Origin of the sequence: Sphingopyxis yananensis (assembly GCF_020687785.1) — a bacterium.
In the GTDB taxonomy this organism is placed as follows: Bacteria; Pseudomonadota; Alphaproteobacteria; order Sphingomonadales; family Sphingomonadaceae; genus Sphingopyxis; species Sphingopyxis yananensis.
The window spans coordinates 24,023-38,896 of sequence record NZ_JAJEWI010000002.1; the positions used below are offsets into that span (position 1 = coordinate 24,023).

Sequence of the window (14,874 nt, forward strand, 5' to 3'; positions counted from 1 at the left end):
CGGGGCAGGCTTGGCTCTCGGCTGCTCAGCGAATCCTATCACGCCGCCTGATGTGGGCACCGATGCTGGGTATCAGCGCCTTGGCCGTGTCGGCTTGCACCCCGTCCACCAGCCCCAATGCCCCCACACCACCGGCCGCCCGTGACAGCATCTCCGGCGGAATCTCTGGCGGACCTGCTACCCCGCTGCCCGCCGCGCAAGCCCAGTTTTTTGACGCCATTTCGAAACGCTGCGGCCAATCCTTTGCGGGAAAATTGATCAGCGACCCCGCCGCCGACCCCGATATGGCGGGCAAAATGATGATCATGCATATTCGCCGCTGCACCGCCGATCGCATCGAAATACCCTTTCACATTTCGGGCTTGGGCCCGGACGGCAAATGGGACCGTTCGCGAACATGGGTCATCACCCGCACCGATGCTGGGCTGCGCCTGAAACATGACCATCGCCACGCCGATGGCAGCCATGACGACGTCACCCTCTATGGCGGCGACACAGCCGATATCGGCCAACCGGACCATCAAAGCTTTCCCTTGGACGCGGAATCCAAGGCGATGTTTGAACAAAATAGTATGACGGCATCGCTGACCAATATTTGGGATATGCGCATCGATGACAATGGCTTCACCTATGGCCTGCGCCGCGCCAACCGCGACTTTCGGGTATATTTCGACTTTCGTCACATCATCACCCCGCCGCCCCCGCCGCCTTGGGGATGGTGATTGGGGGACGGGCTGTCTTATCAAACGCCATGTGGACGGAAATAAGCTGAAAGCGGCCAAATATTTTGCCACATTTTGCGGGGCAGTTTATCAGACCCCGCATGGCACCGCATAACCCATCTGCCCCGCGCCCAGCGGCGGCCCCTGTTCAGCCCTCTTCCCCGGCCATCAACCGCCGTTCTGTGCTGGTTGGCGCGGGCTCAGCGGGGGCTTTGGTGGTGGCATGGCAATTTTGGCCGCGCGCCCATCTGCCCAATTTGGCGGCGGCCGATCATGAACATATTTTCAACGCCTTTTTGAAAATTGGCGATGACGGCATCGTCACCTGTATCGTGCCGCAATGCGAAATGGGTCAGGGTGTCACCACCTTGTTACCCCAAATCATGGCCGATGAATTGGGGGCCGATTGGCGCAGCATCGCCGTCGCCAGCGCGCCGATCAGCACCCAATATAGCAATATTTTGGTGGTCGACGAAGATAGTGCCTTGGTCATGCCCCGTGCGTTGGTGCCAGACGCGGTGGGCGATGTGCGGGCATGGATGCGACGCGAATGGGCCGTGCGCAACGCCTTGATGATCACCGCCAACAGCAGCGATGTTCGCATGTTCGAAGGGCCGTGCCGCGATGCTGCGGCACAGGCCCGCGCCTTGTTGATGATGGCGGCGGCCCAACGGTGGGATGTGGACTGGCAAAGCTGCGACACCGCCGACGGTTTTGTCACCCATGCCGACAAGAAAATCCGTTTTGCCGAATTGGCATCATCGGCGGCGCAGCTCACCCCGCCAGACCAACCCCAATATCGCACCGACAATCCAAACCCCTTGGTGGGTCAAGAGATCATCCGGCTGGACCTGCCCGCCAAGGTCGACGGATCCGCCAATTATGCGGGCGATATTCGCCTGCCCGGCATGGTCTATGCCGCCATTCGCCAAGGGCCATTGGGCAACACCCGCCTAAAAGCCATCAACCGACAACGCGGCATGGCGTCCAAGGGCTTGCTGAGCATTGTCACCCACGAACATTGGTTGGCCACCATCGCCCGCAATTGGTGGGCGGCCAATCAAGCGCTGGACCAATTTGCCCCCGAATTTGAAACACGCGGCCCCGCTATATCGACCGATACCGCTTATGCCGCGCTGGATCGGGCGTTACAGGGCGATGGATATCGTATCTTGTCCGACGGCGATATGGATGACGCCATGAATGGCCGACCCAAAATCATCGCGGAATATCGCGTCGCGCCCGCGCTGCACGCCCCGATGGAAACCCGCACCGCCACCGCCACCATGGATGGACGGCGACTGCGCATCTGGGCGGCATCACAGGCCCCATCGCGCTGCCGCGCCGCCATCGCCAAAGCCACCGGCATGGCAGAGGATGACATTAGCCTGTTCCCCATGATGGCGGGCGGGTCCTTTGATGCCTGTTTGGATCATGACGTCGCCGTGCAAGCCGCGATCATCGCCCGCGCCGTGAAAAAGCCCGTGCAATTGTCATGGTCGCGCGCCGAAGAAATCATGCGCCTGCCGCCCCGCCCGCCCGCCAAGGCACGGATGATCGCCACGCTGAACAGCGCCGGCGGCGTCGATGCCCTGTGGTCGCGCATCGCTGTCCCCGCCACCACCAACGAAGCCCGCGCCCGCTTGATCGACCTTGTGCCCGCGCATCAGGCGCAGCGGGACGCCGCTGGCAAGGTCGACGCCGCTGCTGTGGCTGGCACCGATAATGGCTATGCCATTCCGCACCGCGCGGTGGACCACTGCCCCGCCGACATCGGCCTGCCAACGGGGCGCTGGCGCGGCAATGCCGACAGCTATACCGCCTTTTTCACCGAAAGCTTTATCGACGAATTGGCCGCAAAACAGGGCATGGACCCGCTATCCTATCGCATCGCCATGCTGGGCAAATCGCCGCTGCTGGCGCGATGTTTGTTGAATGTCACCACCTTGGGCGGCTGGGAAGGCGGCGCGGCGGCGGGCGGGACTAGCGGGCGGCTGGCCGGGCAAGGTCTGGCCTGTCACAGCATGCACGACAGCCATATCGCCTGTATGGCCAGCGCACGGATGGGCCCAAACGGCTTGCTGGTGGACCAATTGGTGGCGGTGGTCGATGCCGGACGCTTGATTAACCCCGCCATCGCACGGCAACAAATTGAAGGCGGCCTGATCTTTGGTTTGGCCGCCGCGGTTGGCGCAACAACCGATTATCAAGCGGGCCTTGCAACGGCGCGAAAATTGCATCAACTGGGCTTGCCCCGCTTGTCCCAAACACCCAAAATCATTGTTGAATTTGTAGAAAGCGACCGCCGCAGCGGCGGCGTTGGCGATATTGGGGTGCCCGTGGTAGCCCCCGCCATTGCCAATGCCCTGTTCGCCGCCACGGGTCGGCGCATCCGCAACATTCCGCTAAAGGAAGATTGATTATGTCCGCCGCTGCCCCTGCATCCTCCACCCCGCGCGCAAATGTCGGCGTCTTGCTGATCAATCTGGGCACGCCCGATGCCCCCGAACCCAGTGCCGTGCGCCGTTACCTCAAGGAATTTCTGTCCGACCAACGGGTTGTCGAGCTACCCAAAATCTTGTGGCAGCCCATCTTACGCGCCTTCGTCCTGACCACCCGCCCGCGCAAATCCGCCCATGCTTATTCCATGGTCTGGACCGAGCAAGGGTCGCCGCTGGCCGCGATCACCAAGCGCCAAACCGCTGCGCTGGCCGCGATTTGGGGAGACAAAGTGCAAGTCGCTTATGCGATGCGTTACGGCAATCCGGCCATTGGCCCAGCGATAGACCAATTGATGGCGGCAGGCTGTGACCGCATTTTGATCGCCCCGCTCTATCCGCAATATTGCGGTGCCACCACCGCCACGGTGGTCGATGCGGTGGGCCGCCATTTGGCCAGCCTGCGCACCCAGCCCAGTCTGCGTTTTCTGCCGCCCTATTATGACGATGACGCGCATATTGCGGCGCTGGCATCCTCGCTCAGCCAACAATTGGCCGCGCTGGATTTCACGCCGGATATTTTACTGGCCAGTTATCACGGCATGCCCCAGCGCACCTATGAATTGGGCGACCCCTATTTCGACCAATGTAGCCGCACCACCCAGCGCATATCTGCTATGATGGGCCGCCCGATTGAAATGGCCTTCCAAAGCCGCTTTGGCAGCGCCAAATGGCTAGGCCCCGCCACCGATGATTGTCTGGAACAATGGGGACGCGCAGGCAAAAGCGTGGCGATATTCGCCCCCGGATTTTCGGCAGACTGCGTCGAAACCTATGAAGAATTGGCTATCCGTGGGCTCGAAAGCTATGCCGAAGGCGGCGGTCAAAACTTCGCCTATCTGCCCTGCTTGAACGACAGCCCCGACGGCATGATCATGCTAGAAAAATTAATAGGGCGCGAATTGTCGGGCTGGCTGGACTAAGCAAAATACGTCACTATCTTCATGGAAATATATGGAGATATCATAATGGACGGAACCAACTTCGGCGGCCTGATGCTTTTGATCATCGCGGCGATACTGGCGATCGTCTTTTTGCTGTGGGCGGCGCTGCGGCCCAGCAGCAACAATATCTCTTCGCCCAAAACCAATCACCGCTGGGGGCAGAAAAGCATGGCGGACGACGACATCGACATTGCCCCGCACCGGCTGGAGCGATTGCGCCACGTTCATGACCAATGCAAGCCCGCCCGCGCCAGCTATAACAAGGACCATCATCCGTCCGCCGACTAAAGCCGCCACTTGGTCATGCCATGCTGACGCATAGGGTCCATTGTTATCAATTCGTCACATTGAGGACACAAGGATTTATTTTCGGCCTAGCTATCCCAACGTCTTGCGGGTTGGCGCGCGGCTGATAATTTACGAAAATATCACAAACGGGGGATTACGGCATGACGAGAATAGCCATCGTAACCGGCGGCACACGCGGCATTGGCGAGGCTATCTCGCTGCGCCTACAAGCCGACGGATATCGGGTGATCGCAAACTATGCGGGCAACAGCGAAAAAGCCCAGCTTTTCACCCAGCGCACCGGCATCGCGGCCTATCAATGGGACGTTGGCGACCATCAAGCCTGCCTCGATAGCTGCGCCCAAATCACGGCCGACATTGGCCCCATCGATATTGTCGTCAACAATGCCGGTATCACCCGCGACGGCACCATTTCGCGCATGAGCTTTGACGACTGGAATGACGTGATGCGCGTCAATCTGGGTGGCTGTTTCAACATGGCAAAAGCCACTTTCCCCGGCATGGTCGAACGTGGCTGGGGCCGTATCGTCAACATCGGTTCGATCAATGGGCAGGCGGGCCAATATGGTCAGGTTAACTATGCCGCCGCCAAATCGGGCATCCACGGCTTTACCAAAGCCTTGGCCCAAGAGGGCGCGAAAAAGGGCGTGACCGTCAATGCCATCGCGCCTGGCTATGTAGACACCGACATGGTCGCCGCGGTGCCCCCAGCGGTTTTGGAAAAAATCGTGGCCAAAATTCCGGTGGGCCGCTTGGGTCAGGCCCAAGAAATCGCGCGCGGCGTGTCCTTTTTGTGCAGCGAAGACGCCGGTTTCGTGACCGGATCAACCATGAGCATCAACGGCGGCCAGCATATGTATTAAAGGCGGCGTGCCAGAGGCGTGAGGGTGAACGGGAGGTGCGGCAGCCGCCCGAACACCGCTTTGCAGCAGTCTTGCCTAATTGGCGCGCCGCCCTAAACCCATAATCATGACCAGCGGCTTTCATCCTCCCGTTAAACGGTCCGTGACCATCGCGGGGCACCCCACGTCGATCAGCTTGGAACCACTGTTCTGGGCAGCGTTGGAACAAGCCGCGCTACAGGCGCGCCTGCCACTCAATGCGCTTGTGGCCCGCATTGACGTGGAACGGATGGAGGCCGACAATCCCCCCAACTTAACCTCGGCCATTCGCCAATGGCTGTGGTGCTGGCAGCAAAGCCGCTCAGCCACCCCCTAGCGCTTCCCCCAAGGTACCACTAACGCCCTACCCGCGCATAAAAAAGGGGGACGTTTCCGCCCCCCTTTTTCCAAAACACTGATCCATTGATGGGTTATGCCTGTTAATGCGCCAACAACGCCCGTGCTTGCCCTGCGATATGGGACAAAATCGCGCCGCTTTGGGTCGGCAATGTCTGGGCGCGTTCCACCGTGCTGCGGAATTGGGTGATGCGGGCGGCATTGCCGTCCAGCCATTCTGTCACCTGCGCTGACAAGTCTTGCGCGGGCAATCGGCCCAAAAATCCCAGCAAAATTTGTTGGAAATCGCGTGCCAACCCATTGACCAACAAACGTTCCCACGGGTCCGTTGGGCTCATTTGCGCGGCCACCGACTGCGCCCAATCCAGACCCAAGGCCTCTGCCAATTGCGTAAAGGCCTTGGTCAATTCGACGACATTTTCACCGCGCCGTTCGGCCAGATCGACAACCGCCAAAGCGCCATCAATCTTGAACAAGCGCGCCACCGCTTCTGCCAGATCGGCTGGGGCGCCCATGTCGACCAATTCCTGCGCCAACTGCGTCCATTGCTGGTTCGCCGCACCGCTGATCAATTCGTCAACATGCTGTATAAGCTGGGTCACGCCGCCATCCAAACGAGCAACCACCACCCCAGGCTGGGCATCAGATTTCAAGCGCAGATATTCCGACATCAAAGACGCCATGCCCGCGCCTGCCCGCTGGAACAAAGCCAGACGTGCATCCTCGCTCATTGGGCTTTGTTCCAACGCCGTCCACAACGGCTGCATATCGGCCAATTCCTCCACCGCAACAAAGGCGGCGGCGACATCCGCCAAAGTGCAGCCTTCTTCCTCGACCAAGGCCAAGGGGTGGATCGCGCCCAAACGGTTCACCATGCGATTGGCAATTTTCGTGGCGATAATTTCACGGCGCAATTGATGTTGCTGAATGGCGTCTGCAAAATCCCGCTGCATTTCCGTCGGGAAAGCAGCCACCAAATCCTTGGTCAAGGACACATCATCGGGCAAGACGCTATCTTCGATCGCGTCTTGCAACGCCAATTTCGTCGTCGCCATGACAACGGCCAATTCCGGCCGCGTCAAACCACGCCCTTCGGATGCACGGCGCATATAATCATCATTGCTGGCCAGCCCCTCGACCTTGCGGTCCAGACGGCCTTGGGCTTCATATCCGTCCATCACGCGCAGCAAGGACGGCACCGTCGCGGCACCGCCGCGCTCGGCGATGGACAAAGCCAAGGCCTGCAAACGGTTATCGTTCAACACCAATTCCGCCACATCGTCGGTCATCCGAACCAACAACGTATCGCGATCATCCTGCGCCAGACGCCCTTCCATCACCTCGCGGTTCAACGCGATTTTGATGTTCACTTCATTATCCGAACAATCGACGCCTGCGCTATTGTCGATAAAATCGGCGTTGATCCGCCCACCCTTGGCCGAAAAGGCAATGCGGGCCGCTTGGGTCACGCCCAAATTCGCGCCTTCGCCGACAACGCGCACGCGCAAATCCTCGGCATCGACCCGCACGCCGTCATTGGCAGGGTCACCCACTTCAGCATTATTTTGCGATGCTGCCTTCAAATAGGTGCCAATACCGCCAAACCACAGCAGGTCGGATGGGGATTTCAAAATGGCCGAAATCAGGCTGGCTGGATCCATATTGTCGGCATCGACACCCAGAATCGCCTGAACCTCGGGGCTGAGGGGGATGCTCTTCTGGCTACGCGGGAACACGCCGCCACCCGCCGAAATCAGGCTCTTGTCATAATCATCCCAGCTGGAACGCGGCAGTTTGAACAACCTATCACGCTCGGCCCAACTGGTTTCCGGATTGGGGTTGGGGTCCAAGAAAATATGGCGGTGGTCAAAGGCCGCCACCAATTTAATCGCTCGCGACAACAACATGCCATTGCCGAACACGTCACCCGACATATCGCCGCAGCCCACGACATTCACCGGCTCGCTTTGCACATCAATGCCCAGCTCGGCGAAGTGACGGCGAACCGACAGCCATGCCCCGCGCGCGGTAATGCCCATGGCCTTATGGTCATAGCCCTTGCTGCCACCGCTGGCAAAGGCATCGCCCAGCCAGAAATCCCGTTCCATCGCCAAGCCATTGGCCACGTCGGAAAAGGTCGCCGTGCCCTTGTCGGCTGCGACCACAAAATAGGGGTCTTCGCCATCACGAATCGTGACATCTTGCGGATGAACCACCTTGCCGCCGACAATATTGTCGGTGATCGACAATAAAGTGCGGATGAAAATGCGGTAACATTCCGTGCCTTCGGCAAACCAAGCGTCGCGATCAACGCTGGGATCTGGCAACATCTTGGCGTAAAAACCGCCCTTGGCCCCGGTGGGAACGATCACCGCATTTTTCACGCGCTGCGCCTTTAACAGACCCAAAATTTCGGTGCGGAAGTCATCGCGGCGATCCGACCAACGCAGGCCGCCACGGGCCACGGGACCAGACCGCAAATGCGTGCCCTCTACGCGGGGGCTGTAAACAAAAACTTCGCGCCATGGCAAAGGCTTGGGCAGGCCGGGAATCAAGCTGCTGTCCAGCTTGAACGCCAAGGCTTCCCGCCCCGCTGCTGCAAAGGCGTTGGTGCGCAGCGTGGAGTTAATCACCGCCAGATACAGGCGCAAAATACGGTCGTCATCAATCGAGCTAATGTGCGCCAAATCGGCGATGATATCGTCTTGCAACTGCTCCGCTTTGGCGGCGTCTACGGCCTTGGGGTCGTGCAAGGCACGGAACAGGTCAACCAGCTTGTTGGTCAAATGCGGCGCATGGCGCAGCGCCGATACCACCGTTTCCATGCCATAATGAAAGCCGCCTTGGCGCAAAAAGCGGAACCATGCCCGTAGCCAGATAATCGCCTGAGGGCCCGCATGGCTGAACAGCACCAATTGGTTAAAACTGTCGTTTTCGGACCGGCCAGCCAGCACGGCGGCAATGGCATCTTCGATCATCTGCACATGGGGCAACAATGATTTTTCGTCGATGCTGGGCGGATTTTTCAGAACAAAGTCATGAATATAAATGGTGTCCAATCCATCATCGCCGCGCGGCGTGCGCAGGGCCGTGGGGACATCCTCTAGGACCTGAAAACCGAAATTCTCCATCGCTGGAACAATGTCCGACAAGGGGATTGGACCGGATGCGCTATAGACTTTCAGACGCAAACGATCATCGCCGTCCAAGCTGCTTTGGGCCAACCGCACGCTGCGACCGCCCGCCTCTGCCAAATCGCGCAGCCGCACAATATCCTTGGCGGCTTCATCGGCACCATAGCGGCTGCGATAATGGTCGGGGAAGCTGGCGGCAAAACGATGTGCCAAGGCAGCCGCACGGCCCGCATCGCCATGTTCGGCCAAGGCGCTTTCCACTTGCGGCACCCAACCGCGCACCATTTGTTCCAAAGCGGCATTCAGCGCCTCCTTGTCCGGTTCCACACCATTGCGGCCCAAATCCAAGGTAAAGCGCAGCATCGCACTGCCGCCATCTTCCAGCACCATCGTCCAGCCAACCAGCTTGGCCTGCGCCGCATCGGTCAACAAATCCTGCACCGCCTGACGACGGCCCGTCGACACTTCGTCGCGCGGCAACCAGACGAAGGCGAATAAGTGACGTCCCAGTGCGCTGCGCACCATTTCCATACGCGGGCGCGGCCGATCGGTGATCGACATGCTGGTCAACACCAATTGTTCCAGTTCGTCGGCACGAAAAGCGATTAATATGTCATGCGGCAATGCGGTCAGCATATGCGCCAGCGATTTTCCCGCATGACCCGATGGGTCAAAACCAAATTTGTGCATCAAGTCCGCCATTTCGGCGCGCAGCATCGGCACTTTGTCCGGACGGGTGGACAGGGCCGCACTGGTCCACAAACCAGCATGGACCGACAGGCGCTCGGCCTTGCCATCGACCATGTCGGGAACAATGATCAGGTCCAGCATGACAAAACGGTGAACCGTCGACAAACGGTTGGATTTGATCAGCAACGGCACGTCCCCGCCTTGGTCAAACCAATCAAAGGCCGCCGCCAAACCCGCTTTGGACAAAAGCGTTCCATGTGACGCCGCGCTGATTCCCAAGGGCGTGTCACGGCCACCATCACGGCTGCGCCATTCATGGCCCAACAAGGTCATCGCGCCGGATTCAAACCAGCGCAGCAATTCGGCGGATTCACCCTCCGTCCGCATGGCGGCATCCGCCAGCATCGCGGCGCGCATGGCCTTCCAATCGCGTACTGCCGCGCGAACATCCCCCAGCGAAACGGTCAGCGCATCCAGAAAATTGCGCCGCGCGCGGGCATCCACTCGGTCCAATTCCATGAAAATGACCGATTCGCGTTGACCCTGCGCATTTTTTTCTGCGCAGACCGACTGCAACGCGCCATCCGCATCCCGTGTCACGGTCACCAGCGGATGTAACAAGCGATCAATAATCAGATTATGCGCATCTGCCACTTGGGCGATACTATCAACCAAGAAGGGCATGTCGTCATTGACAACCGCCAACCACATCCGTCGATCTGCGCCCGATCCCCGACCGAAATCCAGTAGCAGCGCGGGTTCTTCTGAATGGCGCTGCAAGGCTGCACGGGCGACAAATTGGGCGGTATCCTGTAATGTACTGATATCTAGGCCGTCATCTTCCCCAGGCAAGGCGCTGTCGCGCAACAGTTGGGCAAAAGCATCCACAAAGGCAGCAGGCACGGGGCCATCCCCAGTCGATCCAACAGATGTTTGAGGCTGATCTTCCGACATCATTTGGGCATCCATCTCTTTTTTATTTTCAGCTCTGTCACACTGGCAAAGCTGTTTGGTGATGCCGACTATGCGCTTCCGAATTACGCTTCTCAAGTGTCCGTATTGAAAGATAATAAAATCATTATGGGCGATATTTCAGTGAATTTTACTGATCTAAAATTCACAAAATATCTTTTTTTATAACAAAGCCATGATGGTTCATGACCCAAATCAGCAAAAGGGCGATGCTTTGCGCAAGGCTTTGTCGACCAAATTGCCATCGGCGTCGCTATGCCCAACCACAGCAATCTGACCATCGCGAGTCACTCGGCCGATCAGCAGAATAAATTCTTGCTCCCCCACGCTGCTGATATCATGGGCAATCGTCGCGGCGGGTGGGGCGATACGCAAACGCTCTGCGCTGCTATCTGTCGCGGCATGGTGCGGCGTGGTCCCGCGCCGCCGTTCGCGAATGTCCCGCAACAAATTTTTCAATCCGCCATCATAGGCCGCCAAATAAGGCTCCAGCGCGCCGGCCGCAAATCCTTCGTCCTTGGCAAAGGCCAGCACCGCAGCATATTCCGCAATCCGGCTGCGTTCATATCCCGCGCCAAATACCAGCTTCACAATGGGTGTCATGGGGGACCGGCTTTGGTGTTTCAGCCCCGCATCCTCCATAAGTTCCGCAAAAGCATCAGCATCAGCCTGCGCACACAAAGCAAAGTCCCACGCCTTGCCCAGCGCACGGTACAAGGCCGCATGACGCCGCCCATCGGCATCGCGGGCTTGATCGGCAAAACTCCTCGCATCGGCCAAATGATCGTGGATGGTCGCATCCTCCGCCTCGTCAGCCAGCATCACATTATGGTCAAATAAGCTCGGCCCATCGGCCCATGCAGGAACCGACGGTGGCGGCAATGGCGCGCTTGGCCGCAGATTTTCGAACGCCCCCTCAAACGACGATATGATAGCGGCTTGCTGCTGCGACGGTGCCGTTTCCTTCCAGTTAATGACCCCCAAAATATGGTCAATCTGGCGATCATCGCTGGAGAAAGGCAGCAATATCCCGCGATAGGCAATGGCCCGCTGCTGGCCATTCACATATTCCGCTTCAAAGCCAATGGGCGCGTGATTGGCAAAAATTTGCAAATAATGATCGGTCAGGCGGGATAATAACGAACCGCGCGGCACGTCGCTCAGGCGGTAGCGCTGGTCCTCCAGCCCGCTTTCATGGCGCAGCAATTCCCCAACATAGGTCAGCACCGGACTGTCCACGCCATCGGTGAAATCCAGCAACACCGCATGGTCCGCGAAATCCAGCGACCCAATATCCAACTGCCCAATCGACGGCCATTGATAGCCACCCAATAAGGCGGACCAGATATTATAGGCCCGAACCTGCATCCGGCGTTCATCCACCCCCACCAATGGGGGGGCATCCATGGCTGCATCGTCCCGAAGTTGATTCGTCATGACCATCTCATCCGCGCCGTTCATCCCAACACCTTGTCCGCACATGGGGCATTTTCATGGCCCATATCGCGAACAGCGCTAGGGAAAATGCGTTCCACAAAAGATTAAGCGCGGCCCGCCCCACTGGGCCATCATGCCGCATAGGGAATCAATGTGTCACAGACAGGTAAAGGCCCCGTAAACGGATGGGGTCAGAAAGAGGAGCGACAAAGCCGCGCTTCAGCCGCGCTTATGCGGGCCGACATCAGCAAGGCAGCAATAGCGCATGCGACAAATCCGCCCGCACCATCACCGGTTGGTCCGGCTCGATCGGCTGCAGCGCCTTCAGGTCCAACAACTGCCCATCCATCAACACGCGCAGCCCATATTCGCCGCCCAAATAACGCATGTCCTGAACCTGCGCAGCGGCCCCGCCTCCGGATGCGTCGCTGGAAACATACAACATGGACGGGCGCAGCATCAAATGGGCGGGTCCATCCGCCAGCAATGGCGCGGGCATGCGGCCCCATAATGTTTCCGCCGCCCCTCCGCGTACGTCCACGGCAAAGTCCAGCATATCGCCCAGCAGCCGCGCGGCGGCCAATGATGTTGGCCGATCATAGCAAAATTGCGGCGTACCGTGCTGCAAGATATGCCCCCCCGCCATCAACATCAATTCATCGGCCATGCCCATCGCTTCTTCTGGGTCATGGGTGACGATCAACACCGTGGCCCCAGCGGCCCGCAAATCCTGCAACAAAGATTTGCGCAAAGTAGCGCGCAAATGCGTGTCCAAACCCGAAAAAGGCTCGTCCAGCAACAACAAGCTAGGCTGACGCGCCAAGGCGCGCGCAATGGCCACACGCTGCTGCTCACCGCCCGACAGCATATGCGGCCAACTGCCGCTCAAATGGCTGATATGAAAACGCGCCAGCAAATCATCAATCCGCTGTTGCTGCTCGGCCTTAGGCAAATGGCGGATACCAAAAGCAATATTGCCGCGCACATCCAAATGCGGAAATAGAGCATTGTCCTGAAACACCAGCCCAACGCCGCGATGCTCGGGCGGGGTCACATGGTCCACGGCGGACATCATTTGCCCACGGATGAAGATCCGCCCTTCGTCCAGCGGCTCCAGCCCCGAAATCATCCGCAGCAAGCTGCTCTTTCCGCAACCCGACGGACCCAGCAAGCAAGTGATACGCCCCTGTTCCAACGCAAAACTGGCGGATTCCACCGCCCAGCGCGCACCATAGCGGCGCGATGCCTGTTCCACCTGCAATATGGGGGTGTTGCTGGCCATGACTATTCTTTCCAATCGCTATCGTCTTGCTGCCCCGGCCGCGCCAGCGTCACGCGCCGCGTCAACCAAATCACCGCGGGCAATGACAGCAAGATAATCAGCAAGGACGGCGCGCCCGCCTGTCCCAACCGTTCATCCTGCGCATAATTATTGGCGATCACCGCCAGCGTATCAAAATCAAAGGGACGCAATATCAGCGTCGCCGGCAATTCTTTCAAAATATCGATGAAAATAATCAGCGTCGCCGTCAGCATCGCACCGCGCGCCACGGGCAGCTCGACCGACCATGCGGCCCCCGCCTCGCTGCGGCCCAAACTGCGCGCCGCTTGGCGCATAGACGGCGTCACCCGCGCCAGCCCCGCATCAATGGGTTCCAGCGCCGCCGCCATCAACCGCGCGGCATAAGCCAAGATCAGCAGCAAGATCGCAATGCCGGTGCCGCTGCTGGGCATATAATTCCAAATCACGCCCGCAGGGGCCAGCAAGCCAATGGCCATCACGGCACCCGGTGTCGCATAGCCCAAGCTGGCAATTCGCCCCGCCAAGGGCAAATGCCGCGTCCCCAGCGCCAACATCGTCGCCAAGGCCACGGTCACCAGCGCTCCGGCCAAGCCCAGTAACAAACTATTCTTGAGCGACGCCAACAGCCATGCCCAATCGGGCCGAGCCGCCAGCAATTTCCACAACAGCCATCCGGCCGGAATCACCAAGCCCGCCAACAACAATAAGGTGCAAAACAAACTGGCCGCCACTTGGCCAAGGCGCCCCAGCGGTAGCGGGGATATATCGCGCCAACGCGCCCGCCCGCTTTCATGCACTTGGCCCTTGCGGCTGGCTCGCTCCACCCAGAACAACAAGGCCGCTGCCGCCAATAATGGCAGGGCAAATCGCGCCGCACTGGCGGTTGATCCATAAACCGACCATGCCCGCACCACACCCGTGGTCAGCGTCTGCACGCTCAGAAACTGCACCGCGCCATAATCAGCAAAACATTCCATGACCGCCAAGGCCACACCCGCCGCCAAGGCAGGCCGCGCCATGGGCAAGGCCACATGGAACAACATGGTCCGCCTGCCACAGCCCAGCATTTGTGCCGCTTCCAGCACATTGACCGATTGATTCACAAAGGCCGCGCGCATCGCCAAATAGACATAGGGATAAAAGGCCGCCGACAAAATAAACGCCGCGCCGCCGATGGTGCGTATTTCAAAGGGCAAATCATGCCCCCACTGATCGCGCAGCCAAATCCTTAGCGGCCCCGCAACATCCAGCAAATCGGCATAGCCATAAGCCAAGGCAAAAGCCGGTGCCGCCAATGGCAGGGCCAAAGCCCAGCTAAAAAATCGGCGCCCCGGAAATCGGTGCATCACCACCAACCATGCCGCCGCCGTGCCCAAAATCGCTGTCAAACAGCCGACCAACAAGCCCAGCCACAAAGACGTCGCGGCATAACGCGCAACATCGCGCCCTGCGATATCGGCGCTGTCCGGCCCCAAGGCCGCCAGCACCACACCGATCAGCGGCAAGGCAACCATAGATGCAGCAAAGGCCGCCAATATGGCGGTTGGGGACAGCCGCAACCTGTTCAAAATCATCACCTGCGATGCTGTGGTCAATAGATGCTGCTATGCCCCGCCAATCGAAATTG

Annotated in this window: 10 protein-coding genes; 6 read left to right on the plus strand and 4 right to left on the minus strand. The window is 59.1% G+C overall.

Annotation, left to right across the window (positions count from 1 at the left end; translation table 11 throughout):
* Positions 1-62 precede the first annotated feature (62 nt).
* The 6 genes from LKO31_RS01505 (at position 63) to LKO31_RS01530 (ending at position 5,691) form a co-directional block, all read left to right on the plus strand.
* Entirely contained in the window at positions 63-722 is a 660-nt protein-coding gene (locus tag LKO31_RS01505) for a hypothetical protein (RefSeq protein WP_227688318.1), read from the plus strand.
* 101 nt (positions 723-823) lie between these two features.
* Entirely contained in the window at positions 824-3,142 is a 2,319-nt protein-coding gene (locus LKO31_RS01510) for a xanthine dehydrogenase family protein molybdopterin-binding subunit (RefSeq protein WP_227688319.1), read from the plus strand.
* A gap of 2 nt (positions 3,143-3,144) precedes the next feature.
* Complete coding sequence (gene hemH, locus LKO31_RS01515) at positions 3,145-4,143, plus strand: ferrochelatase (protein ID WP_227688320.1); 999 nt, start codon at positions 3,145-3,147, stop codon at positions 4,141-4,143.
* A gap of 45 nt (positions 4,144-4,188) precedes the next feature.
* Positions 4,189-4,452: a hypothetical protein gene (locus LKO31_RS01520; protein ID WP_227688321.1), complete on the plus strand. Its 264-nt coding sequence runs from the start codon at positions 4,189-4,191 to the stop codon at positions 4,450-4,452.
* A gap of 161 nt (positions 4,453-4,613) precedes the next feature.
* Positions 4,614-5,336, plus strand: coding sequence for an acetoacetyl-CoA reductase (phbB, locus tag LKO31_RS01525; RefSeq protein ID WP_227688322.1), 723 nt, complete (start codon positions 4,614-4,616; stop codon positions 5,334-5,336).
* A 106-nt stretch (positions 5,337-5,442) separates the two neighbouring features.
* The gene (locus LKO31_RS01530) at positions 5,443-5,691 is read left to right on the plus strand and encodes a ribbon-helix-helix domain-containing protein (RefSeq protein WP_227688323.1); all 249 of its coding nucleotides are present in this window, start codon (positions 5,443-5,445) and stop codon (positions 5,689-5,691) included.
* A gap of 103 nt (positions 5,692-5,794) precedes the next feature.
* Here LKO31_RS01530 and LKO31_RS01535 read toward each other — a convergent pair whose 3' ends face one another.
* The 4 genes from LKO31_RS01535 to LKO31_RS01550 all read right to left on the minus strand — a co-directional run bounded on the left by LKO31_RS01535 (position 5,795) and on the right by LKO31_RS01550 (position 14,842).
* A complete protein-coding gene (locus LKO31_RS01535; RefSeq protein ID WP_227688324.1) occupies positions 5,795-10,492 on the minus strand; it encodes an NAD-glutamate dehydrogenase domain-containing protein in 4,698 nt (1,565 codons plus the stop codon).
* A 210-nt stretch (positions 10,493-10,702) separates the two neighbouring features.
* Complete coding sequence (locus LKO31_RS01540) at positions 10,703-11,944, minus strand: PAS domain-containing protein (protein WP_227688325.1); 1,242 nt, start codon at positions 11,942-11,944, stop codon at positions 10,703-10,705.
* Positions 11,945-12,188: 244 nt separating this feature from the next.
* Positions 12,189-13,226 (minus strand): ABC transporter ATP-binding protein, encoded by a 1,038-nt coding sequence (locus LKO31_RS01545; protein WP_227688326.1) that lies wholly within the window; start codon positions 13,224-13,226, stop codon positions 12,189-12,191.
* A 2-nt stretch (positions 13,227-13,228) separates the two neighbouring features.
* Entirely contained in the window at positions 13,229-14,842 is a 1,614-nt protein-coding gene (locus tag LKO31_RS01550; protein WP_227688327.1) for an ABC transporter permease, read from the minus strand.
* Positions 14,843-14,874 lie beyond the last annotated feature (32 nt).